Genomic DNA, 22399 nt, shown 5'->3' on the forward strand with positions numbered 1-22399 from the left:
GGGCCGCTCAGCCGCCGAGGAAGGCGCCGAGATGCACCAGCACCTCCTCCGGCGCTTCCTCCGCGAGATAATGCCCGCTGGCGACGCCGCCGCCGCTGACCGGGCCGGCGGCATAGTCCCGCCAGATGGCCAGCGCGTCGTACCACTTCGGGATCGAGCCCTTGGCCCCCCAGAGCGCCAGCAGCGGGCACCGGATCTTCTCTCCTGCCGCTCGGCTGGCCCGGTCGTGCTCGAGGTCGATCCCTGTCGCAGCCCGGTAGTCCTCGCAGATCGAGCGCACCGTACCTTCCAGCCGGAGCGCCGCCAGGTAGTCGGCCCGTGCCTCGGGGTGGAAGAAGCCGCGGTCCTTGGGCTCGCGGGAGGTATGCAGGTCGAACCAGTCCTCCACGTCGCGCAGGATCATCCGTTCCGGCTTGTCATGTGGCTGGGCCAGGAAGAACCAGTGGTAGTAGCCCATGGCGAAGGCCATGTCGGCCCGCTCGAAATGCGCCAGCGTCGGGATGATATCCATGGTGCAGAGCTTCTCGACCCGCTCCGGATGGTCGAGCGCCAGCCGATGCGCCACCCGGGCGCCGCGGTCGTGGCTCACCACGGCGAAGCGCTCATGTCCCAGGTCGCGCATTAGCCCGACGAGGTCCGCGGCCAGGGCGCGCTTCGACATCCCGGCGCTGTCCGGACTGGCCGGCGGCTTGGCCGAGAAGCCATAGCCGCGGATATCCGGGGCAATGATGCTGAAGCGCCGCGCCAGGGTCGGCGCCAGCTTGTGCCACATGGCATGGGTCTGCGGATTGCCGTGCAGCAGCAGCAGGGGCGGGCCTTCCCCACCCCGGCGCAACCGGATGGCCTGGCCATCCACCACGCGCTCCTCCAGCGTGAAGCCCTCGAAGAACATCGGAATCCCTCCCGGTTTGCCGTGATCCTAGCGGCTGCCGGGCCGCTTGGCACCGGTTGACCGGCGCCGCGCCCGGGGCCAGCCTGCGCCATCATCCGCCTGAGGGAGAGACCCGATGTCCGAAGACGAAGCCCTGTTCAACAAGGGCATGCCGATCCGCCGCGAAGTCCTCGGCGCCGAATACGTCGATGCCAGCATGTCCAAGGCCGACGACTTCATGATGGCCTTCCAGCGCGCCACCACCACCATCGCCTGGGGCTGGGCCTGGGGCGACCCGACGCTGGACCGCAAGACCCGCAGCCTGCTGAACCTGGCGATGCTGACCGCCCTGAACCGCGCGCCCGAGATCAAGCTGCACGTCAAGGGCGCCCTGACCAACGGCGTGACGGTCGAGGAGATCAAGGCGACCCTGCTGCACGCAACCGCCTATTGCGGCATCCCCGCCGGGCTCGACGCCTTCAAGGCGGCGCATGAGGTGCTGGTGAAGGAAGGCGCCCTGCCGGGGACGAAGTGATGGCGGGCCCGATCAAGACCATCGGCTTCATCGGCATCGGCAACATGGGCTGGCCGATGGCGGCAAACCTGGTGAAGGCCGGCTTCGCCGTCACCGTCTGTGATGCCCGGCCCGGCCATGCGGCGAAATTCGCCGCCGAGGCCGGTGGCACCGCCGCCACCGACCCGGTCGCCGCGGCGAAGGGCATGGATTGCGTCGTCACCATCGTGCCGACCAGCAAGCAGGTGGGGGAGGTCGCCGCGCAGATCGCCCCGGTACTCGCCGCCGGCGCCCTGGTCATCGACATGACCAGCGGCCAGCCCGGCAAGACCCGGGAGATCGCGGCCGAGCTCACCGCCCGCGGCGTGGCGATGATCGATGCGCCGGTTTCGGGCGGCGTGCCGCGGGCCAAGACCGGCGAGCTCGCCATCATGGTCGGCGGCGCCGATGCGGATCTCGACCGCGCCGAGCCGGTGCTGAAGGCGATGGGCACCAGCATCCACCGCTGCGGCGGCATCGGCGCCGGTCAGGCGATGAAGGCGCTGAACAACCTCGTCTCGGCCGGCGGCTTCCTGATGGGGATCGAGGCCCTGCTGATCGGCCAGCGCTTCGGCCTTGATGCCGGCAAGATGGTGGACGTGCTGAACGCTTCTTCCGGCATGACCAATTCGAGCCAGAAGAAGTTCAAGCAATACGTCCTGAACCGCCAATTCGACGACGGTTTCGGCCTGGAGCTGATGGTGAAGGACCTCGGCATCGCGCTCGAGGTCGGGCGCGATACCAATACGCCAACGCCCTTCTCGGCGCTGTGCCGGGAGATGTGGGCCTCGGCGCTGACCGCGCTCGGCCCCGGGCTGAACCATACGGCGGTCACCCAGCTTTCGGAAAAGCTGGCGGGCGAGACGCTGGGCGGGAACAAGTAGGACCGGCAGGCGGGCAGGGCGGCGCTGCCCTGCCCGCCATCCGTGCCAGCAAAGCAAGCACCAAGAAGCGGGGGAAGAACGACATGATCTGGGAAGCCTATGCCATCCGCTACGGGCGCCATGAACGCCCGGCGCAATCCAACTTCCTGCTGCCCGTCGCCGACCCGCATGACGCCATGCCGCTCGACTACTTCGTCTGGCTGCTGCGCGCGCCGAATGGGCACGAGATCGTCGTCGATACCGGCTTCGATGCCGCCTGCGCCGCGAAGCGCGGCCGTACCCTGCATCGCTCCGTCGCCGATAGCCTGCTGGCCATGGATTGCGACCCGGCCAAGGTGCGGGACGTGGTGGTGACGCATCTGCACTACGACCATGCCGGCAGCATCGAGATCTTCACCGGCGCCAAGGTCCATATCCAGGACCGCGAGATGGCCTTCGCCACCGGCCGGCACATGTGCACCGCCTGCATCCGGGTACCCTTCGAGGCCGACCACGTCATCTCGATGGTCAAGGCGCTCTATGCCGACAAGGTCGTCTTCCACGACGGCGAGGGCGAGGTCGCGCCCGGTGTGAGCGTCCATCGCGTCGGCGGTCATTCGGATGGGCTGCAGGTGGTGCGGGTGCAGACCGCGCGGGGGCCGGTGGTCATCGCCTCGGATGCGCTGCATTTCTACGCCAACGACCGGACCAGCAATCCCTTCCCGATCATCTTCGACCTCGGCGCCATGACCCAGGGCTGGCGCATTTCGAAGCGGCTGGCCGAAGGCGACGAAAGCCGGGTGATCGCGGGCCATGATCCGGAGGTCCGTGCCCGCTTCCAGCCGGTCGAGGGCCAGAACGGCGAGGTCGTGGCCCTGCATCTTCCCGCCATCGCCTGACCTGTCGCGTGGCGGCCCGGCCTGAGCCGTCGCGCTTCAGCGCGCCAGCACCACCGCCGTCAGGTAAAGCCCGATCAACGACAGCGCCATGGCAAGGCCCGGCCAATAGGGCCGCGCTCCGCTTTGCACCAGCAGGGCATTGGCCGCCAGCGATGCCACCAGCCCTGAGACCGGCTGGGTCCAGTGCAGCGTCCAGAAGCCCCAGGCCAGCAGCACCAGCCAGAAGAAGAAGGCGGATCGCCCGAAGATCTTGAAGGCGCTGTCAGCCGCCGCGGCGGCAGGCCGGAGCCCTGGCGTGCTGCATCGCGCCTCGATGACGCCGGCGAGCGAAAGCAGGATCAGCGCGATGAAGTAGACTTGCATGAAGGCCGCTTTACTCGACCTTGACCCCGGCGGCCACGATCACCCTGCGCCAGCGCGCCGCTTCGGCCCGGATGGTCGCCGCGGTGGCCTCCGCCGTGCCGCCGATCGGCTCCAGCCCCAACTCGCCCAGCCGGCGGCGGAAGACCGGATCGGCGAGGATCGCATTCACCTCCCGGTTCAGCCGCGCGATCACCGCCGCCGGCGTGCCCGCCGGGGCCGTCAGGTAGTTGAAGGCCGCCGCATCGAAGCCGGGCAACGTCTCGGCGATGGTCGGCAGATCCGGCATCAGGCTGGACTTGCCCGGCGTGCTGACCGCGATGGCCCGTAGCGCCCCGGTCGCCCGATGTTCGCTGAACAACAACAGCGTATCGATCAGGAAGGAGATGCGGCCGGCAAGCAGCTCCTGGATCGCCGGGCCGCTGCCGCGGAAGGGCACATAGATGATCTCCACCCCGGCCATCTGCTTCAGCATCTCCCCCGCGAGATGGGAGGACGCCCCGATTCCCGAACTGCCGAAGGTGAGCTGCCCCGGCCGTGCCTTGGCCAGGGCGATCAGCTCCGGCACCGTCCGTACCGGCAGGGACGGGTGGACGACCAGGAGGTTTGGGGCCGTGACCAGGCTGACGATGGGTGCGAAATCCCGCTCCGGGTCATAGGGCAGGCCGGGCATGAGACTGGGATTGATGATCTGCGGCCCTGGCGTGCCATAGAGCAGGGTCAGACCGTCCGGCGTGGCCTTCGCCACAGCATTGGCCCCGATGGTCGCCCCTGCGCCCGGCCGATTCTCGACGATGACGGGCTGGCCGAGTGGGGCCGCCAGCCGTTCCGCCAGCAGCCGCGCCAGCAAATCCGATGCCCCGCCGGGCGCGAAGGGCACCACCAGCCGCAAGGGCCGCCCTGGCCAGTCCTCCGCGCCTGCGGCACCGGCGATCAGGCCCAGCGACAGACCCAGCGCGCTGCGGCGCCCGAATTGCGGCATTTGTCCCCCCAGTCTGCCTTTTCGCTGACCCTTGCCGTGGCCGGCGCACCTGTCAACACGCCCGGCCAGGGTCGCGCCCTGGACAAAGCTGCCCTAGGCTCGATCTAGACAGCGATCCTAGTGAAGAAAGCGAGACCCATGCCCGATACCGCCATGCCGGATATGACCCGTCTCAAGTTCGGCGTCGGCCAATCCGTACCACGCCAGGAAGATCCCATCCTGCTGCAGGGCCGCGGCCGCTATACCGATGACATCAGCCTGCCTGGGCAGCTCTGGGCCGTCATGGTCCGCAGCCCCTATGCCCATGGCACCATCACCGCAATCGAGACCGCGGCAGCGAAGGAAGTCCCCGGCGTGCTCGGTGTCTTCACCGGCGCCGATCTGGCCGAGGGCGGCTATGGCCCGATGAAATGCGCCCTGCCGTTGAAGAACCGCGACGGTTCGCCGCTGCGGAACATCGAGCGCCCGGCCCTGGCGATGGACAAGGTCCGCTTCGTCGGTGACCCGGTTGCCTTCGTCGTGGCGGAGACCAAGGCCGCGGCACGTGACGGCGCGGAAGCGGTCTTCGTCGATATCGACGTATTGCCCGCGGTCACCGAAGCCTCGGCCGGCGCCGCGCCCGGTGCGCCGCAGCTCTACGACCATATCCCCAACAATACCGTGCTGGACTTCCATTTCGGCGACAGCGCCAAGGTCGCCGAGGCTTTCGGACAGGCCGCCCATGTCACGAAGCTGTCCATCCGCAACAACCGCGTCGTCGTCTGCGCGATGGAACCGCGCAGCGCCATCGGTGACTACGATGCCGAGACCGGCCGCTATACCCTGCATGTCGGCAGCCAGGGCGTCTTCGGCCTGCGCGCCCAGATGGCGAACGACGTCCTGAAGGTGCCCACCGACAAGGTTCGCATCCTCACCGGCAATGTCGGCGGGTCCTTCGGCATGAAGGCCAGCGCCTATCCGGAATACCTCTGCCTGCTGCATGCGTCCAAGGTCCTGGGCAAGCCGGTGAAATGGACCGACGAGCGCACCGGCTCCTTCCTCTCGGACCAGCATGGCCGCGACCACGAGGTTGAGGCCGAGCTCGCCCTCGATGCGGCCGGCAAGGCGCTGGCCGTCCGGCTGACCAGCTATGCCAATATGGGCGGCTACCTCGCCACCGTGGCGCCGCTGATGGGCACCGGCAACTTCGTCAAGAACGTCCAGTCCAACTATGCGACGCCGCTGATCGAGGTGAACACGATCTGCGTCGTCACCAATACCACCCCGGTTTCCGCCTATCGCGGTGCCGGCCGGCCGGAGGGGAACTACTTCTTCGAGCGCCTGCTGGAGCAGGCCGCGAAGGAGACCGGCCGCAGCGCCATCGAGCTCCGCAAGCTGAACCACATCACCGACGCCCAGCTTCCCTTCACCGCCTCCAACGGCAGCGTCTACGACAGCGGCGACTTTTCCGCCTTGCTGGAGGACGCGCTGGAAAAGGCCGACTGGGATGGCTTCGAGGCCCGCAAGGCGGAAAGCGCCCGGAAGGGCCTGCTGCGCGGCCGGGGAATCGGCAATTTCCTCGAGTGCACCGCCCCACCGATGAAGGAGCAGGGCGAGATCCGCTTCGAGGAAGACGGCACCGTCACCATCATCACCGGCACGCTGGACTACGGCCAGGGCCATTGGTCGGCCTTCGCCCAGGTGCTGCACAGCTATCTCGGCGTGCCCTTCGACAAGATCCGGCTGATGCAGGGCGACAGCGACCTGTTGATCGCCGGCGGCGGCACTGGCGGCTCCAAGTCGCTCATGGCTTCGGGCGCGGCCATCGTCGAGGCGGCGCAGCTGGTCATCGAGAAGGGCAAGCTCGCCTCCGCGCATATGCTCGAGGCCGCGGCCGGCGACATCGAGTTCACCCGCGACCCCGAAGGCCTGGGCCGCTTCACCATCGCCGGAACCGATCGCTCCATCGGCATCATGGAACTGGCCCAGCGCATCCGCACCGCCAACAACCCGCCGCCGGACCTGCCCACCGACCTCAACGTCCGCCACGTCTTCGGCGAGGCGCCGCAGGCCTACCCGAACGGCTGCCACATCGCCGAGGTCGAGATCGAGCCGGAGACCGGCCATGCCGAGGTGGTCCGCTACATGTCGGTCAATGACTTCGGCGTGATGGTCAACCCGCTGCTGGTCGCCGGCCAAGCGCATGGCGGCATCGTCCAGGGCATCGGCCAGGCTCTCTACGAGAGGGTTTCCTATTCCGAGGAAGGCCAGCTCCTGTCCGGCAGCTATCAGGATTACTGCCTGCCGCGGGCCGCGGACCTGCCGGATTTCGGCTTCGAGAGCCATCCTTCGGTCTGCAAGACCAATCCCCTGGGGGCCAAGGGCTGCGGAGAGGCAGGCTGTGCCGGCTCCCTGCCTGCGGTCATGAATGCGCTGGTGGATGCCCTGTCCGAATTCGGCATCAGCCACATCGACATGCCCGCCACGCCGGAAGTCATCTGGCGCGCGATCCACACGGCGAGGGGCTGAAGCGGCCGCGGTCTGCATCTGCCTTGGTCCATCCACGAATTGGCCATGAAGGGTCGCCATAGACCTTTCATGGCCATTCCATGCCACTGTCTCCGGCTATCCCGCTGGCGAACAAAAGGGGTTAGGATGGTCGCGACCGGTGGGGTCGGGCATTCCGGATGCTGGCCCACCATCGTCCGTTCTGCCTCCGGGGGAGCGGTGGAAAGTTGCGGGGCAGGGTTGATTCCTGACCTTCGCGTAGGAGGATCTGCGGCATGACCAAGCTCACCGGGCGGCGCATTCTGGTGGTGGAGGATGAGGCGCTGGTGGCGATGCTGGTGGAGGATGCGTTGCTGGATGCCGGCGCCATTGTCCTTGGCCCGGTCGCCACTGTGGCGGAGGCGCTCGCTTTGCTGCAGCGGGAGAAGCCCGATGTCGCCGTGCTTGACCTCAACCTGGCGGGTGAGACATCCACCCCGGTGGCCGATGCGCTGGTGACCTTGGGCGTGCCCTTCGTGGTTGCCACCGGCTATGGCGCGGATGGCCTGCCGCCCGGCCATGTGGCCGTGCCGGTTCTGGCCAAGCCCTACGATCCGGATGATCTGACCACTGCTCTCGGCCGCCTTTGCAAATAGCGGTCGGAGCGACAGGACGCATGCTCCGGAACCGAGGCTAGGCGCGCGGTCAGCCTTGGCGCCGAATGGGTCCAGGCCACCTTCGGCCAGAGTCCCATAACCGCTGGCCCTTCGCAGGTACTGTGGCGCCCCTTTCGGAAGCTTGGGTTGTCGTGCCTTACACTGTTTGCCGCAGCCTGCTGCTCAGCGTGGGCTGATGCGCACCACGGCTTCGTTGCGGCGGGCCGGCGGCAGGGTCCAGGGTGGGTCGTAGAACCAGTCGAAAGGCTCGCCGACCGCTCGCCAGGGACCGGTGGCCAGTGCCTCGAGCAGGGCGGCACGCTGGGCCATTGCCGCGGCCGCATTGGGAATACCGGAATAGCGCAGCACCGCGAGGGTTTCGGCCGGGGCTTCGACGATCGTGATGCGCGGGTCGTCGGGGACGGGCAGGGTTTCCCGCGCGGCGCTGGCCGGCATGAAGAAGCGGATGGCCCAGCCTTCGGACTGCGCGGCGGCGCTGACCGGAGCGGTCATGGGGATTCGCTCAGGGCCGGGCGCTTGGGCGACGGGGGCGGTCATGGCAATGCGGGCCTGGCCACGATTGGCGCCGAAGATGAAGCCGGCCAAACGGCGGAAGCCCTCGCGGCGGGCGGCTTCCTCGCTCTCGGCCGCGACCAAAGTCTCGGCCGCGAGGCGCGGGCCGTAGCGACGGATCTCCAGCGGGCCCTGCTGGCCGAGCACCTCGAAGCGCGGTTCCTCGGTGCCTGACCTCACGCCGAAAACCGAGCAGGCACCAAGCAGTAAAGCTCCGGCGGCGGAGAGCAGACGAGCGAACATGGCAGGAGATCCTTCATCCGGCCCTGCAGATGGGGGAAGATGGGAGGAGGTCGAGAGGTATCCGCTCGACGCTGCAGAAACGCCCATCCGGCAAACCGGGATGCCGCGCAGCCCGCCTGTTGCACTGGCGTCCATGCCATCACCCGCCGGAGCGGAGCCTGGAGCAGGCGCTGGGAGCGCAGGTGCGCCACATGATGCCTGAACAGGTTACTCGACCCTGAGCGCCGCACCCGCTGCCAGTGGCGCCAGCGGCAGGGCGGCGGCCAGCAGCGCCCCCAGCAGCAGCAGGTAGGGCCGGGCGGAAAGCCCGGCCGCGGCGGCTTCGATCCCCGCGGCGCCGAAGATCACTGCCGGGATGGCCAGCGGCAGCACCAGCAGCGGCAGCAGCACGCCGCCACGCCGGGCCCCGAGTGTCAGCGCCGCCCCCGTGGTGCCGAGCAGCGAGAGGAAACCCGTGGCGAGGCCGAGCGCGGCCATGGCCGCTGCCCAGGCGCCGGTCGGCAGGTTCAGCATGGCCGCGGCAACGGGGGTCGCCAGGAGCAGCGGCAGGCCTGTCGTCAGCCAATGGGCCGCGGCCTTGGCCAGCGCCACGGCGGCGGGGCCGATGCCGGAGAGCAACAACTGGTCCAGCGTGCCATCCTCGGCATCGGCGCCGAACAGCCGGTCCAGCGGCAGCAGCGCTGCCAGCAGGGCGGCGGCCAGCAGGGCACCGGGCGCGAGGCGGGCGAGGGCCTCGGGCGCCGGGCCGATGCCGAAGGGAAACAGCGCCGCGACCAGGACGAAGAACATCACCGCCGCCAGGGTATCGGCGGGATGGCGGAGCGCGAGTCGCAGCTCCCGGCCCAGCAGGGCCAGCCAGGAGCTCACAGCCGCAACTCCCGCGCGTCGGGCAGGGGCAGGGGCAGGTGGGTGGCGGCGAGGACCATGCCACCGGATGCCCGGTGCCGTGCCAGCAGGCCGCCCAGGCGCGCGACCGAGGCGGCATCCAGCCCGACCGTCGGCTCATCCAGCAGCCAGAGAGCAGCCGGGGCGAGGGCCAGCCGAGCCAAGGCCAACCGGCGCTTCTGGCCGGAGGAGAGCACCCGGGCCGGGAGATCGGCCAGCGGCGCCAGCCCCAGCGTCTCCAGCGCCGCATCCGCTTCGCCGCCCCAGAGCTGGGCGAAGAAACCCAGGTTCTCCCGCGCCGTCAGGGCCGGCTTCAGCGCATCCTGGTGCGAGAGGTAGCGGAGCCGGGCGGCATGGCCCGCGCGATCGGCCAGGACATCCTCGCCATTCCAAAGCAGGCGGCCCTCGGCGGGGGCAAGCAGCCCGGCCAGCAGCCGCAGCAGGGTGGACTTGCCGGCGCCATTGGCACCGACCAGCAGCAGGGCGCCGCCGGCTTCCAGGCGGAAGGACAGGCCGGCAAAGATGGCGCGCTCGCCCCGAAGGCAGGCCAGATTATCGGCTTCGAGCACGGCCAGTTGCGAACCTCTCTCATCTGGCCTTGACAAAGCCGCAGGCCATGGACCGGTCCGCGGCAGCGTGGTTAAAACCGGCCTCTCCGCATCGCACCATAGCCGATGCCGACACCGGAAAAAGGGCCCCCGGACCATGCGCATGATCGGGCAGGACAGCCTGAAGACCCGCCGCACCCTCTCGGTCGACGGCAAGACCTACCATTACTTCAGCCTGCCCGAGGCGGCCAAGAGCATCGGCGACGTGACGCGCCTGCCCTATAGCCTCAAGGTGCTGCTGGAGAACGTGCTGCGCTTCGAGGACGGCCGCAGCTATACCGTGAACGATGCGAAGTCGATCGCCGGCTGGCTGCCCTCGGGCCATTCCGAGAAGGAAGTGCCCTTCCGCCCCTCCCGCATCCTGCTGCAGGATTTCACCGGCGTCCCCGCCGTGGTCGATCTGGCGGCGATGCGCGACGGCATCATCGCGCTTGGCGGCGACCCGCGGAAGGTGAACCCGCTGCTGCCGGTCGATCTCGTCATCGACCACTCGGTGATGGTGGATTATTCCGGTACCGCCGCATCCCTGCAGAAGAATGTCGACGTCGAGTTCCAGCGCAACGGCGAGCGCTACGAGTTCCTGCGCTGGGGCCAGTCCGCCTTCGACAATTTCCGCGTCGTGCCGCCGGGCACCGGCATCTGCCACCAGGTGAACCTCGAATACCTGGCGCAGGTGGTCTGGACCGCCCAGGACATCGGCGACACCTTCGTCTACCCCGATAGCTGCTACGGCACGGACAGCCACACCACCATGGTGAACGGCCTCGGCGTGCTCGGCTGGGGCGTCGGCGGGATCGAGGCGGAGGCGGCCATGCTCGGCCAGCCGATCGCCATGCTCATCCCCGACGTCATCGGCTTCAAGCTGACCGGCAAGCTGCGGGAAGGCGTGACCGCCACCGACCTGGTGCTGACGGTGACCCAGATGCTCCGCAAGAAGGGCGTCGTCGGCAAGTTCGTCGAGTTCTTCGGCTCGGGCCTCGACGACCTCGCGCTGGCGGATCGCGCGACCATCGGCAACATGGCTCCGGAATACGGCGCGACCTGCGGCTTCTTCCCGGTCGATGCCATGACCATCGGCTATCTGAAGCTCTCCGGCCGCGACGAGCACCGGATCAAGCTGGTCGAGGAATACTGCCGCGCCCAGGGCATGTGGCGCGACGCCAACACCCCGGATCCGGTCTTCACCGATACGCTGGAGCTGGACATGGCGACGGTCGAGCCCTCGCTCGCCGGGCCGAAGCGGCCGCAGGACCGGGTGGCGCTGTCCAATGCCGCCCCGGCCTTCGCCAAGGACCTCGCCGCCGGGACCATGGGCGTGCCGGGCGACAAGGCGAACCTGCGGGTGCCGGTGGAAGGGGCCAACTACGACCTCGGCCATGGCGACGTGGTGATCGCCGCGATCACCTCCTGCACCAATACCTCGAACCCCTACGTGATGCTGGCCGCCGGCCTGGTCGCGCAGAAGGCCGTCGCCAAGGGCCTTACCGTGAAGCCCTGGGTGAAGACCTCGCTGGCACCGGGCTCGCAGGTGGTGACCGAGTACCTGGACAAGTCCGGCCTGTCGAAGGATCTCGATGCGCTCGGCTTCCAGACGGTTGGCTATGGCTGCACCACCTGCATCGGCAACTCCGGTCCGCTGGCGGACCCGATCGTCGACGCGATCGAGAACAACAAGCTGGTCGCCGCCTCGGTGCTCTCGGGCAACCGCAACTTCGAGGGGCGCGTGCATGCCAATGTGCGGGCGAACTACCTCGCCAGCCCGCCGCTGGTGGTCGCCTATGCGCTGCTCGGCAGCATCACCAAGGACATCACCAAGGACCCGATCGGCACCGGTTCGGACGGCCAGCCGGTCTACCTGAAGGACATCTGGCCGACCCAGCAGGAGGTGAACGACACCGTCCATGCCTGCGTGACGCGCGCGATGTTCCTCGACCGCTACGGCGACGTCTTCAAGGGGCCGGAGCAGTGGCAGGCGATCAAGGTCGATGCCGATAGCGACACCTATCGCTGGAACAGCGGCTCCACCTATGTGCAGAACCCGCCCTACTTCGAGGGCATGACGGCCGAGGTGAAGCCGGTCTCGCCGATCCATGGCGCCCGCGTCCTGGCCGAGCTCGCCGACAGCATCACCACCGACCACATCTCCCCGGCCGGCAATATCCGCAAGTCGAGCCCGGCCGGCGAATACCTGCTGGAACATCAGGTCCGGCAGGACGACTTCAACAGCTACGGCGCCCGCCGCGGCAACCACCAGGTCATGATGCGCGGCACCTTCGCCAATATCCGCATCAAGAACGAGATGGTGCCGGGGACCGAGGGCGGCGTTTCCAAGCACTACCCCTCGGGCGAGGTCGCGCCGATCTACGACGTGGCGATGAAGTACAAGGCCGAGGGCGTGCCGCTGGTGGTCTTCGGCGGCAAGGAATACGGCACCGGCTCCTCCCGTGACTGGGCGGCGAAGGGCACGTTCCTGCTGGGCATCAAGGCGGTGATCGCCGAAAGCTTCGAGCGCATCCACCGCTCGAACCTGGTCGGCATGGGCGTGCTGCCGCTGGTCTTCATGAATGGCGAGGACCGCAAGTCGCTCGGCATCACCGGGGACGAGGTGATCGACATTCTCGGGCTGGAATCGATCACCCCGCGGCAGACGCTGGAGGTGGTGATCCACCGCGCCGACGGCACCGAGGTGCGGACCAAGGTGCTGAGCCGCATCGATACCGCCGACGAGGTCGAGTACTACAAGAACGGCGGCATCCTGCACTACGTGCTGCGCGGGATGGCCAAGGCGGCGTAAGCCACCCTTCCGGCCGAGGTTACGGATGGGCGCGGTCCGCAAGGGCCGCGCCCTTTTCCTTCCGCAGGTGCTGGCCTAGCCTGCCCGGGCGGATCCGCAGAGATCCGCCGGAGGATCGCCATGACAGACTTCACCCTTGGCCGCCGCGCCGTGCTGGCCGGTACCGGCGCCTTGCTTGCCGCCCCCGCCCTGGCTCAGCAGGTGCCATTCTCGACCGGTACGGACAAGCCAAGCCTGCGCGCCCCGGCCAATGCGGCCGACTGCCACTTCCACATCTACAACGACAAGTATCCACCGGCCCCGGGCGGGCTGCCGGCGCCGAATGCCTCGCCGGCGGATTACCGCAAGCTCCAGGCGCGGATCGGCACGACGCGTGGCGTCATCGTACAGCCCTCGCTCTATGGCACCGATAACCGGCCGACGCTGGAAGGGCTGGCCGAACTCGGCAGCAATTTCCGTGCGGTGGCGGTGGTGAACGACCAGGTGACGGATGCTGAATTGCAGCGGCTGCACGCGGCCGGCGTGCGTGGCATCCGCTTCAACCTGACCTTCCCCCGTATGAGTGGACACGGGTTACGGCCTACGCGGCCGCGGCGAGTTGTTCCATGTCGGCTGGCGTTTTGTAGCCAATGGCCGAATGGAGGCGCCTCCGATTGTAGAAGGCCTCGAGGAAGCTGAAGAGGGTGGATCTGGCGTGCTGGCGGGTCAAGAACGGCCCATCCTCCTCGAGTTCGGTCTTCAGACTGCCGAAAAAGCTTTCCATGGGGGCGTTATCCCAGCAATTGCCCTTCCGGCTCATCGAGCAAAGCATGCCGTGCGTGGCGAGCAGGCGGCGGTAGTCATGCGCGGCATATTGGCTCCCACGGTCCGAGTGCTGCAGCAGTCCCGGACCTGGTTGGCGGTTGGTGATGGCCATCTGCAGCGCCGCAAGCGTCAGCTCCTGGGCCATGGTCTCACGCATCGCCCAGCCGACCACCTTGCGCGAGAAGAGGTCCAGCACGACGGCGAGATAGAGCCAGCCCTCGCTGGTCGGAATATACGTCGTGTCCGCCAGCCACACCCTATTGGGTCCGGGCGCGGTGAACTTGCGATCCAGCAGGTTGGAGGCAACGGGGAAGCTGTGCTTGCTGTCGGTGGTCACCCGGAAACGGCGTTTGGTCCGTACCGCGATGCCATGCCGTCGCATCAAGCGCGCCACACGGTTGCGACCCACCTGCTGCCCCTCGGCCTGCAGGGCCGCATGGACCCGGGGACTGCCATAGCGGCGGCGGCTCTCGCCATGGATGCGGCGAATGTCCCCGAGCAAGGCCTGGTTGGCCTGTGAGCGGATGCTTTCGGGGCGGTGCCTCCAGGCATAGTACCCGCTGGCACTGACCTCCAGGACCGAACACATCACCCGCACGAGGAACATCTGGCGATGGTCCTCGATAAAACGGAACCTCATCTCGGCGGGCCCGAGAAGATGCCGAGGGCTTTTTTTAGGATGTCGCGCTCCATCTGCGCCCGCTCGAGTTCCTTCTGCAGCCGCCGGATTTCTGCCTGTTCCGGCGATACGGGCAGCAGTATTCTGCCAGCCGCTGCTTGCACTGCGCCTGATCCCGCTGGTCCATGGCCTCGCGCCCGCCAGTTCCGCAGCATCGAGGGATGGATCCCAAACTCCTTTGCTACCTGCATCAGCGGGCGGCCACTGCTTTGCAGCAGCAACACCGCCTCCCGCTTGAACTCCTCCGTGAACTCCCGTCGCGTTTTGCTCGTCATCAGGGCACCTCGCTCCCACAGGAGCTTATCTGAAGTGTCCACCAACACGGGGCAGGGTCAACCTGGCCCAGGCCGGGGCGACGACCCTGGCGATGCTGGAGCCGCTGTCCAAGCGCGTCGATACCATGGGATGGCACTGCCAGATCAACATGCCCGGGCTGAAGATCCTCGAGGCGCAGGAAGCCTTCCTGAAGATCAAGGGCAAGCTGGTCTTCGACCATCTGGCGCATGTGCCGCAGCCGGAAGGCGTCGCCAGCCCGGTCTTCGCGCTGATGAAGCGGCTGCTGGAGCAGGGCAATACCTGGATGAAGCTGTCGGGCGCCTATGCCGATACCAAGGTCGGCGCCCCCGGCTACGCCGATAGCAGCGCCGTCGCCAAGGCCCTGGCCGAGATCGCGCCGGGCCGGATGGTCTGGGGCAGCGACTGGCCGCATCCGACGGAGAAGCCGGACAACAAGCCGAATGACGCGACGCTGTTCGACCTGCTGACCAGCTGGGTACCGGATGCGGCGAAGCGCAACCGCGTGCTGGTGGACAATCCGGCGGAGCTCTACGATTTCCCGCGGGGCTGAGAATTGCGAAGGGGGCCGTGAGGCCCCCTTCCTTCAGCCCGGCGGCAGCGCCGTTCAGTCCTGCGCGGCGGCGCCCAGCTCGGCGCGCAGCTCGTCTTCCAGGGTCACGTCCTCCTCGCGGACGATCGCCTCGCCACGGGCCTGGCGCTCGGCCTCTTCCTGGCTGCGGGCGACGTTCACGGTGACCATGATATGGACTTCCGGGTGCAGCTCGACGCGGACCGGCGTGAGGCCGAGGGTCTTGATCGGCTGCTCCAGCAGGACCTGGTTGCGGGCAACGGTCAGGCCGCCGTCCTTGCAGAGGTCGGCGATGTCGCGGGCGGAGACGCTGCCGTAGAGACCGCCGCTCTCACCCGCCTGGCGGATGATGATGACGGACAGGCCGGCGACGCGCTCGGCGATGCGCTCGGCTTCCTCGCGGCGCTTGAGGTTCTGCGCCTCAAGCTGGACGCGCTGCTGCTCGAACTTCTCGAGGTTCGCTTTGTTGGCGCGGATGCCCTTGCCGAGCGGCAGCAGGAAGTTGCGGGCATAGCCCGGCTTCACCTTCACCACTTCGCCCATCTGGCCAAGCTTCTCGACGCGCTGCATCAGGATGATGTCGATCATGGGTTTCGTCTCTCGTCAGCTGTTGCGCGGCGCCGGGCGCCGCCAGAATTGGTCATAGAGGCCGAGGCCGACGAGGCCGGGGCCCATCACTTGCAGGAACAGCAGCAGCAGCATGTAGAACAGGGCCAGCATCGGCAGCCGGGCTTTGCGGCCCTGCAACCGGGCATGCACGCCGCCGCAGCCCTGCAGGAACAGCGGCACCAGCAGGATCAGCAGGCCGGACAGCGGGACCGCATCGGCACCCTCGGCGGCAGCGAGAAGCAGCCCGGCGGCCACCGCCGGCAGCAGCGGGTACCAGTTCGGCAGCCGCGCCGCCGTCCAGTCGGGTGCCGGCACGGCCAGCAGGCCTCGCCGCGCGAGGAAGCGTTCCGCCGCCACCGCATTGGCGAGCAATGCGAGGCTGCTCCAGAAGCCGATGGCCGCGGCCTTCACCCGTACCAGCTCCGCCACCAGCATCTCCGGTGCCGGCAGGCCGAGGCGGGTGAGCGCCATCTCGACCGCGCGCCGCATGGCCGGCTCCAATCCGCCGTCATCGGCGAGGTAGAGGGCGGCCAGCAGCAGCATGGCGAGCGGCCAGAGCCCGAGGAGCGCCAGGGGCAATCCCAGCCTGACCTGCCCATGCCGCAGCGCTGCGATCAGCAACAGGGGCACCGGCACGCCGAACAAGGCCAGGAAAACCGGCACCGGCAGGCCGCCGCCCACCACCGCAAGCAGCAGCACCGCCAGCAGCGACCCCACCACCGCCGCGGCCGGCCCGAAGGCCATGCCGGCGGCGAAGAGCGGGAAGGGGGCCATCCAGAACAGCATGGTGCCGCCCGGCAGGCCACGGAAGGCCCACATGGCAGCAACCGTCGCGGCAAGCCCTGCGGCCGCCGCGGCAGTCAGCCTTGCGCTATCCCAACCGGATGGAGCTGTCGCCGACACCACCGCCACGCCTCACCTTGGGCCCCAGCCCCTAGTCGTTGATGACGTAGGGCAGCAGCGCCAGGAAGCGGGCGCGCTTGATGGCATTCGCCAGCTCGCGCTGCTTCTTCGCGCTGACCGCGGTGATGCGGCTCGGCACGATCTTGCCGCGCTCGCTCAGGAAGCGGCTCAGCAGGCGCACGTCCTTGTAGTCGATCTTCGGCGCATTCGGGCCGGAGAAGGGGCAGGACTTGCGGCGGCGATAGAAGGGGCGGCGGGCGCCGACGGCCGGGCGGCGCGCCGCCGGGGACATGTCGGAGGGGGGCTGATAATCGGACATGGATTACTCCTCCCCGCCCATCGACGGGTCCATTTCGTCACGTGGGCGGGCGCGGAATTCCTCGCGCTCGTCGCCACGCTCGCGGCGGCCGCTGGTGAAGCGGCCCGGCGGGCGGGGACCACGGAAGCCACGGTCACGCTCGCGCTCCTCGCCACGGCGGGAGAGAATGGCGGAGGGGGCTTCCTCGATCGCCTCGATGCGAAGCGTCATCTCGCGGAGGACGTCCTCGTTCAGGCCGAGCTGGCGCTCGGCTTCCTGCATCGCGGCCGGCGGCGCGTCGATGCCGAGGAGCATGTAATGCCCCTTGCGGTTCTTCTTGATGCGATAGGCGAGACCGCGCAGACCCCAGTATTCGCGCTTCTTCACCTCACCACCGGCTTCGGTGATGACGGTGGCGACCTGTTCGGCGATGGTTTCGACCTGCTGCTGGGTCACGTCGTTGCGTGCGATGAACACGCATTCATAAAGTGGCATGAGGACTCCTTCCCTCTGGCTGTCTCAGCCCAAGGCCTGGGGCAGGATGCCACCGGGCACAAATGGGCATAGCCGCGCGCGATGCCTTCCGCGGCGGCAGGGAGCGGCGCTTCAAGCACGGAGAGGGGGTGGCATGCAAGGGCGCAGCATCGCGCCGCGCCCTTGCCGCTGGCGCCTCAGGCCCGCTGGACGTTCCAGAAGGTGGGGAAGCCCTTGGAGACGCCGGTGATCGTGCTCCGATAGGCGGTCGGCTGGATATACTGGCCGAGCGGGATGCTGGGGACATCCTGCATGCACTGGACCTGCATCTCGCGGCAGATGGCCTGTTGCGCCGGCACGTCCGGCGCATCGAACCAGGCGGTGCGCAGCGCCTCCAGCTTCGGGCTGACGCACCAGCCGGGCCAGGCGCCGGTATCGTTGCCATTGCCGCGAATGGCATAGTGGTTGGAGGGGTCCATGTGATCCACGCCTTCCCAGCCGGTGGCGAAGCAACTCCAGCCACCCTGGTCGACCGGGCCGCGGTTGTTGCGGCGCTGGAGCATGGTGCCCCAGTCAGTCGCCACGAAATCGACGTTCATGCCGATGCGGCCCATGACGTCGGCGGCGACCTCGCCGATCGCCTTGAACTGGGCATAGTCGGTGGCGACCAGCATGGTGGTCTTCTCGCCGGCATAGCCGGCTTCCTTCAGCATCCGCCTGACCTTCTCCAGGTCGCGCGGGCCGACCAGCGGCTCCAGCCCGGCCTCGCTGGCCATCGGGGTATTCGGGCAGAAGACGCCATGCGGCGTGTGGTACATCGCCGGGTCGGTGCCGACGATCGCCTGCATGAAATCGGCCTGGCTGAAGGCATGCAGCATGGCGCGGCGGATGGCGGGATTGTCGAAGGGCGGCTGCAGGTGGTTCAGCCGCATCATGTCCACGGCGCCGGTCGGGTTCGTCACCTCGATCCTGATGCGGCGGTCCCGCTTCAGCGGCGGCAGCAGGTCATGGGTCGGATTCTCCCACCAATCCTGTTCGCCACGCTGCAGCGCGGCCTGCTTGGTCGCGGCATCGGGGATGGTGGTCCATTCGACGCGGTCGAAGTGGACGATTTTCGGCCCGGCATTCCACTCCGGCGTGCCGCCCTGGCGGGGGACGTACTTCTCGAATTTCGCATAGACATTGCGGGAGCCGGGGACCCGTTCATCCGCCACCCAGCGGAAGGGGCCGCTGCCGACCATCTCGGTGATCTGCTTGAAGGGGTCGGTCTCTGCCAGGCGCTCCGGCATCATCGCCGGCATCGGCGAGGTGACCTTGCCCAGCGCATCCGGCAGCAGCGGAAAGGGCTTGTTCAGGCGTAAGAGAATTGTGTGGTCATCCGGCGCGGAAAGCTCGTCCGTCGCCGCCATCAACGCGCCACCAAGCGCATCCCGCTTCGCCCAGCGCCGGATGCTGGCAACGCAGTCCCGCGCCGTCACCTTCTCCCCGTCATGCCAGAGCAGACCAGGGCGCAAGGTCAGCGTCCAGCGCTTGCCATCCTCGGCGATGACATGACCCTCGACCATCTGCGGCGAGGCCTTGAAATTGGCGTCCTGGCCATAGAGCGTGTCGAAGATCATGTGGCCATGACCGCGGGTGACATAGGCCGTGGTCCAGTGCGGATCGAGGAAGGCCAGATCGATCTGCGGGATGAATTTAAGCACCCTGGCACCCTGGGCGCGGACCAGGCCGGGGCTGGCGATGCTGCCGGTCAAGGCGAGAGCAGCGCTGGCCAGGACGGCACGGCGGTGGAGATGAATTGTCATGATCAGGCTGCCCCCGGTGGTGGCGTGGCCCGGCATCGCTCCCGTTGCAGGAAGGCTATGACAAAGCCGGACAGGATGGAATGGCGCGATGGCCCCACCCAGGATGACAAATCCACCCCGAACGCCTATGCATCGCGCTTCCCGAACGGATCGGTGCCCGTCCTTTGTCTCGTCTGCCGCCCGTCCTCCTGCTCTCCCTCGCCCTGGCAGCCTGCCGGGCCGATTACTCGCCGGATACCTATGCGACGCGCGCCGTCCAGCAGGCCAACAAGGTCGAGCAGGGGATGATCGTCGGCCGACGGGATGTCGCAGTGACGGCGGAGGGCAGCACGGGCGCCGCGACGGGTGCCGCGGCGGGCGGCGTGCTCGGGGCGCAGACGCCGGGCGGCGGCATCGCGGCAGCACTCGGCGGCGTCGGCGGGGCGCTGGTGGGGGGCATCATCGGCACCACGGCAGAGCATGTCGCCGGCGATACCAGGGCCTTCGAATACATTGTCCGCACCGCCAAGGATGAGTTGATCTCGGTGACCCAGCGGGACACCACGCCATTGGTGGTGGGCCAGCGGGTCCTGGTGATCAGCGGCAACCAGGCGCGGATCGTGCCCGATTATACCACCCAGCCACCGGCGACCCCGGCTGCCGCAGCGGCGGCCGGGGCTGCGGTGCATCCCGCCGCTGTCGTGCCGGCCGCGGCCAGCCCGGTCCTGTCGCCGCCGCCGGTACCGCCGCCGCCCGTGATCGTGCCGCCGCCCCCGCCGCCGCTGAGCGAGGCACCCGCTGCGGCGCCGGATTCCACCATGTCTCAGGCCGTGCAATCGGCCCTGACCGCGCAACTGCCGCCGGTCGCGCAGGGCGCTGCGGCGCAAGGCGCGATCCAGGACGCGACGCGTTCCCTGATGCCCTGATCAGGCCACGGCGGCGAGTTCCGGCCCGGTCAGGCTTTCGCGGATGAAGCGGACGAGCGGCTCGGCCAATGGGTTCTGCCCGGCGGTATCGCCGAAGACGCACATCTCGGCGGTCCCCAGTGCGGGCAGGCCATGCACCTCCACCAGTCCGGGCGGCAGGCCACTCCGGCCGAGTACGCTGAGCGCGAAGCCGGCCTGGGCCGCAGCGGCAATGCCAAGCAGGCTGGCGGAGACATAGACCACCTCAAAGGCGAGACCGGCGCGGGCGAGGGCGGCCAGTGCCCGATCCCGGAACATGCAGCCAGGTGGCAGCATGGCGAGCGGCAGGGGCCGGCCCTCCGGCGCCACCCAATCGGCGGCGGCGACCCAGACCACGGCCTCGGTCCAGATCGGCCGGCCTTCGGTCTCGCCATCCCGCCGCTTGCCAAGCACCAGGTCGAGCGCGCCCTTCTCCTGCGCAGCGCGCAGTTCATGGCTGCGCCCGACCTCCACCTCCAGCGCCACCTCCGGATAGGTGCGGGCGAAGCGGGCCAGCAGGGGCGCCAGGTTGCGCGGAACGAAATGGTCGGCGACGCCCAGCCTCAGCCGGCCGGCCACCGGCGGGGCCACCATGCGGCGCACCGCCTCGTCATTCAGGGCCAGAATGCGGCGGGCATAGGCGAGCAGGGTCTCGCCATCCCGGGTCAGCACGACGGTGCGGCTGGTGCGGTCCAGCACGCGGCGCTGCACCACGTCCTCCAGCCGCTTGATCTTCAGGCTGACGGCGGATTGGGTCAGGCCGAGGGCCTGTGCGGCGGCGGTGAAGCCGCCCCGCTCCGCGACGGTGACGAAACCGCGGAGCAGGTCGAGATCGAGGTCGGGAATGCGCATGGGATGAGCATCGCTCATCCCATGCGGCGTTTCAATGACGGGCGGTTATCAGACGTCCTCGTCGTAGCCGCCGCCGCTCGCGTCATCCATGCTGCTGCCGCTGTCGTAGCTGCCGGCGGCGTCATCGGTGCTGCTGGCGTAATCCTGTCCGCCGCCGCTGTCGCCCCAGCCGCTCTTCTCGCCGCCATCGGAACCCCAGCCGTTGCTGGCCGCGGCCGCACCGGGGTCGGTCCAGGGGGAGGCGGTGGGGACCGCTTCCTGGCCGAAGGCGCCACCACCGGCGGCACCGCTGGCATCCGAAGCGGACGCTGCCGCGGCGCCATGGCCGCCGGAGAAGCTGTTCATCAGCATGTTGCCGAGCACCATGCCGCCAGCGACGCCCGCCGCGGTGGTCAAGGCCGTGCCGAGGAAGCCGGAGCCGCCACGCTGCGGCTGCAGGGCCGCGGGGTTGTAGTTCGGCGGATAGACCGGCTGCGGCGGCGGCGGCATCGGTGCTGCCTGCAGCCGGCTGCCGCCCCCGAACATGCCGCCGAACAGCCCACCACGCTGCGGCTGGGCGGAAGCCTGCGCTTGGGCCTGGGCGTTCTGGACTTCCCATTCCAGCTGGCGGATGCGGTTCTGCGCCTCGACCAATGCCGCATCCTGCACGAAGGCGGTCTGGGTGATGCGATAGCGTGCCTCGGGATAGCGGTTGAAGAGGTCGCTGATCAGCATGTCGGCGTCGCGGTCCACCGGCGGCAGGTTGGGCCGTGCCTGGGTATTGGGCACGCTGCCGCCCCAGGGATTGCCCCCTCCGGCGGGTCCGGCGGATACACCCGCGATCCGCTCCACGAATTGGGTGATGATCCGGCGTTCGTCGTCGTTCATGGTCCTCGTGTCTCCCTGGCCTGCCCCGGCGGTCGGCCGCCCTGTTCTCGGGTCGGTCCGGCCCTGCATGCCATGCGGGCGAAGTGGCCCGCGGTGCGAACCGTTTCAAGCGGGGGCGGTGGCCGACCGGACTTCAGCCGATCCGGGGCGGCAGGCCGAGGCGGCGCCATTCGATGACAGGGCAGCGATCCTCGACGAAGCGCAGGCCGGCGGCGCGGGCGCGGGCGCCAGCGGCGGGGTCGGTGACGCCGAGCTGCAGCCAGACGGTCCGCGCGCCGAGGCGGATCGCCTCATCCACCACCGCACCGGCATCCTGGCTGCGGCGGAAGACATCCACCATGTCGAGCGGCGCGGCCTCGTCCAAGGTTGCGACGGTGGTCGCGCCATGCAGCGCGCGGCCGGCAATGCCGGGATTGACGGGCGTCACCGCATATCCGCGACCGACCAGGAAGGCAGTCACCCCGAAGCTGGGCCGGTCCGGCCGGTCCGAGGCGCCGACCACGGCGATGCGGCGGCTGGTCAGCAGGATGTCGCGGATCTCGGCATCGGTCATGTGATGGCTCCCCT

The 22399-nt window shown here is 68.6% G+C and carries 24 protein-coding genes; 9 read left to right on the top strand and 15 right to left on the bottom strand.

The window, feature by feature from the left end:
- Window positions 1-7: 7 nt before the first annotated feature.
- Window positions 8-892, bottom strand: a complete 885-nt coding sequence (locus tag AC0IW9_RS01525) for an alpha/beta fold hydrolase (protein WP_471646434.1) — start codon at window positions 890-892, stop codon at window positions 8-10.
- Between the two features lie 115 nt (window positions 893-1007).
- Between AC0IW9_RS01525 and AC0IW9_RS01530 the strand changes: the two genes are divergently transcribed.
- The 3 genes from AC0IW9_RS01530 to AC0IW9_RS01540 all read left to right on the top strand — a co-directional run bounded on the left by AC0IW9_RS01530 (window position 1008) and on the right by AC0IW9_RS01540 (window position 3186).
- On the top strand, window positions 1008-1406 hold the full coding sequence (locus AC0IW9_RS01530; RefSeq protein WP_290318840.1) for a carboxymuconolactone decarboxylase family protein: 399 nt from the start codon (window positions 1008-1010) through the stop codon (window positions 1404-1406).
- Window positions 1406-2308 carry an NAD(P)-dependent oxidoreductase gene (locus AC0IW9_RS01535; protein WP_471646435.1) on the top strand — a complete coding sequence of 301 codons (903 nt, stop codon included), beginning with the start codon at window positions 1406-1408 and terminating at the stop codon, window positions 2306-2308. Before AC0IW9_RS01530 ends, AC0IW9_RS01535 begins: the two co-directional genes overlap by 1 nt.
- A gap of 83 nt (window positions 2309-2391) precedes the next feature.
- Window positions 2392-3186, top strand: coding sequence for an N-acyl homoserine lactonase family protein (locus AC0IW9_RS01540; RefSeq protein WP_471646436.1), 795 nt, complete (start codon window positions 2392-2394; stop codon window positions 3184-3186).
- 36 nt (window positions 3187-3222) lie between these two features.
- On the opposite strand, the gene AC0IW9_RS01545 is transcribed toward AC0IW9_RS01540, so the two are convergent.
- Window positions 3223-3549, bottom strand: a complete 327-nt coding sequence (locus tag AC0IW9_RS01545) for a multidrug DMT transporter permease (protein ID WP_471646437.1) — start codon at window positions 3547-3549, stop codon at window positions 3223-3225.
- A 10-nt stretch (window positions 3550-3559) separates the two neighbouring features.
- Window positions 3560-4528, bottom strand: coding sequence for a Bug family tripartite tricarboxylate transporter substrate binding protein (locus tag AC0IW9_RS01550; RefSeq protein ID WP_471646438.1), 969 nt, complete (start codon window positions 4526-4528; stop codon window positions 3560-3562).
- A 138-nt stretch (window positions 4529-4666) separates the two neighbouring features.
- On the opposite strand from AC0IW9_RS01550, the gene AC0IW9_RS01555 reads away from it, so the two are divergent.
- Together AC0IW9_RS01555 and AC0IW9_RS01560 are read left to right on the top strand one after the other, a co-directional pair.
- The gene (locus AC0IW9_RS01555; RefSeq protein ID WP_471646439.1) at window positions 4667-7036 is read left to right on the top strand and encodes a xanthine dehydrogenase family protein molybdopterin-binding subunit; all 2370 of its coding nucleotides are present in this window, start codon (window positions 4667-4669) and stop codon (window positions 7034-7036) included.
- A 254-nt stretch (window positions 7037-7290) separates the two neighbouring features.
- Window positions 7291-7650: a response regulator gene (locus tag AC0IW9_RS01560; protein WP_471646440.1), complete on the top strand. Its 360-nt coding sequence runs from the start codon at window positions 7291-7293 to the stop codon at window positions 7648-7650.
- 183 nt (window positions 7651-7833) lie between these two features.
- On the opposite strand, the gene AC0IW9_RS01565 is transcribed toward AC0IW9_RS01560, so the two are convergent.
- The 3 genes from AC0IW9_RS01565 to ccmA all read right to left on the bottom strand — a co-directional run bounded on the left by AC0IW9_RS01565 (window position 7834) and on the right by ccmA (window position 9920).
- The gene (locus tag AC0IW9_RS01565; protein WP_471646441.1) at window positions 7834-8466 is read right to left on the bottom strand and encodes an SOUL family heme-binding protein; all 633 of its coding nucleotides are present in this window, start codon (window positions 8464-8466) and stop codon (window positions 7834-7836) included.
- Between the two features lie 207 nt (window positions 8467-8673).
- Complete coding sequence (gene ccmB / locus AC0IW9_RS01570) at window positions 8674-9333, bottom strand: heme exporter protein CcmB (RefSeq protein WP_471646442.1); 660 nt, start codon at window positions 9331-9333, stop codon at window positions 8674-8676.
- Window positions 9330-9920, bottom strand: coding sequence for a heme ABC exporter ATP-binding protein CcmA (ccmA, locus tag AC0IW9_RS01575; protein WP_471646443.1), 591 nt, complete (start codon window positions 9918-9920; stop codon window positions 9330-9332). The genes ccmB and ccmA overlap by 4 nt, the downstream gene beginning before the upstream one ends.
- 136 nt (window positions 9921-10056) lie before the next feature.
- Between ccmA and acnA the strand changes: the two genes are divergently transcribed.
- Window positions 10057-12753, top strand: a complete 2697-nt coding sequence (gene acnA, locus AC0IW9_RS01580; RefSeq protein ID WP_471646444.1) for an aconitate hydratase AcnA — start codon at window positions 10057-10059, stop codon at window positions 12751-12753.
- Window positions 12754-12873: 120 nt separating this feature from the next.
- Window positions 12874-13431: an amidohydrolase family protein gene (locus tag AC0IW9_RS01585; protein ID WP_471646445.1), complete on the top strand. Its 558-nt coding sequence runs from the start codon at window positions 12874-12876 to the stop codon at window positions 13429-13431.
- Here the strand turns inward: AC0IW9_RS01585 and AC0IW9_RS01590 are convergent.
- Window positions 13334-14511, bottom strand: a protein-coding gene (locus tag AC0IW9_RS01590; protein ID WP_471646446.1) for an IS3 family transposase whose coding sequence is annotated in 2 segments (ribosomal slippage) — window positions 13334-14223 and window positions 14223-14511 — 1179 coding nt in all. Because the reading frame shifts where the segments join, the coding sequence is not laid out codon by codon here. The two genes, AC0IW9_RS01585 and AC0IW9_RS01590, sit on opposite strands and share 98 nt — an antisense overlap.
- A gap of 86 nt (window positions 14512-14597) precedes the next feature.
- On the opposite strand from AC0IW9_RS01590, the gene AC0IW9_RS01595 reads away from it, so the two are divergent.
- The gene (locus tag AC0IW9_RS01595; RefSeq protein WP_471646471.1) at window positions 14598-15083 is read left to right on the top strand and encodes an amidohydrolase family protein; all 486 of its coding nucleotides are present in this window, start codon (window positions 14598-14600) and stop codon (window positions 15081-15083) included.
- A gap of 54 nt (window positions 15084-15137) precedes the next feature.
- Here the strand turns inward: AC0IW9_RS01595 and rplI are convergent, their stop codons facing one another.
- From rplI to AC0IW9_RS01620, 5 genes are all read right to left on the bottom strand, one after another.
- Complete coding sequence (gene rplI, locus AC0IW9_RS01600) at window positions 15138-15689, bottom strand: 50S ribosomal protein L9 (RefSeq protein ID WP_471646447.1); 552 nt, start codon at window positions 15687-15689, stop codon at window positions 15138-15140.
- Between the two features lie 15 nt (window positions 15690-15704).
- The gene (locus tag AC0IW9_RS01605) at window positions 15705-16529 is read right to left on the bottom strand and encodes a hypothetical protein (protein WP_471646448.1); all 825 of its coding nucleotides are present in this window, start codon (window positions 16527-16529) and stop codon (window positions 15705-15707) included.
- A 115-nt stretch (window positions 16530-16644) separates the two neighbouring features.
- On the bottom strand, window positions 16645-16932 hold the full coding sequence (gene rpsR / locus AC0IW9_RS01610) for a 30S ribosomal protein S18 (RefSeq protein ID WP_290320310.1): 288 nt from the start codon (window positions 16930-16932) through the stop codon (window positions 16645-16647).
- 3 nt (window positions 16933-16935) lie between these two features.
- A complete protein-coding gene (gene rpsF, locus AC0IW9_RS01615) occupies window positions 16936-17406 on the bottom strand; it encodes a 30S ribosomal protein S6 (RefSeq protein ID WP_471646449.1) in 471 nt (156 codons plus the stop codon).
- Window positions 17407-17582: 176 nt separating this feature from the next.
- Window positions 17583-19190 carry an ABC transporter substrate-binding protein gene (locus AC0IW9_RS01620; protein ID WP_471646450.1) on the bottom strand — a complete coding sequence of 536 codons (1608 nt, stop codon included), beginning with the start codon at window positions 19188-19190 and terminating at the stop codon, window positions 17583-17585.
- Window positions 19191-19354: 164 nt separating this feature from the next.
- Between AC0IW9_RS01620 and AC0IW9_RS01625 the strand changes: the two genes are divergently transcribed.
- Entirely contained in the window at window positions 19355-20095 is a 741-nt protein-coding gene (locus AC0IW9_RS01625; protein WP_471646451.1) for a hypothetical protein, read from the top strand.
- Here AC0IW9_RS01625 and AC0IW9_RS01630 read toward each other — a convergent pair whose 3' ends face one another.
- The 3 genes from AC0IW9_RS01630 to AC0IW9_RS01640 form a co-directional block, all read right to left on the bottom strand.
- On the bottom strand, window positions 20096-20965 hold the full coding sequence (locus tag AC0IW9_RS01630; RefSeq protein ID WP_471646452.1) for a LysR family transcriptional regulator: 870 nt from the start codon (window positions 20963-20965) through the stop codon (window positions 20096-20098). It abuts the gene before it with no gap.
- A 48-nt stretch (window positions 20966-21013) separates the two neighbouring features.
- On the bottom strand, window positions 21014-21832 hold the full coding sequence (locus AC0IW9_RS01635) for a DUF2076 domain-containing protein (protein WP_471646453.1): 819 nt from the start codon (window positions 21830-21832) through the stop codon (window positions 21014-21016).
- Between the two features lie 133 nt (window positions 21833-21965).
- Entirely contained in the window at window positions 21966-22385 is a 420-nt protein-coding gene (locus AC0IW9_RS01640) for a CoA-binding protein (RefSeq protein WP_471646454.1), read from the bottom strand.
- Window positions 22386-22399: the final 14 nt, after the last annotated feature.

The organism is Belnapia sp. AC561 (genome assembly GCF_979252845.1).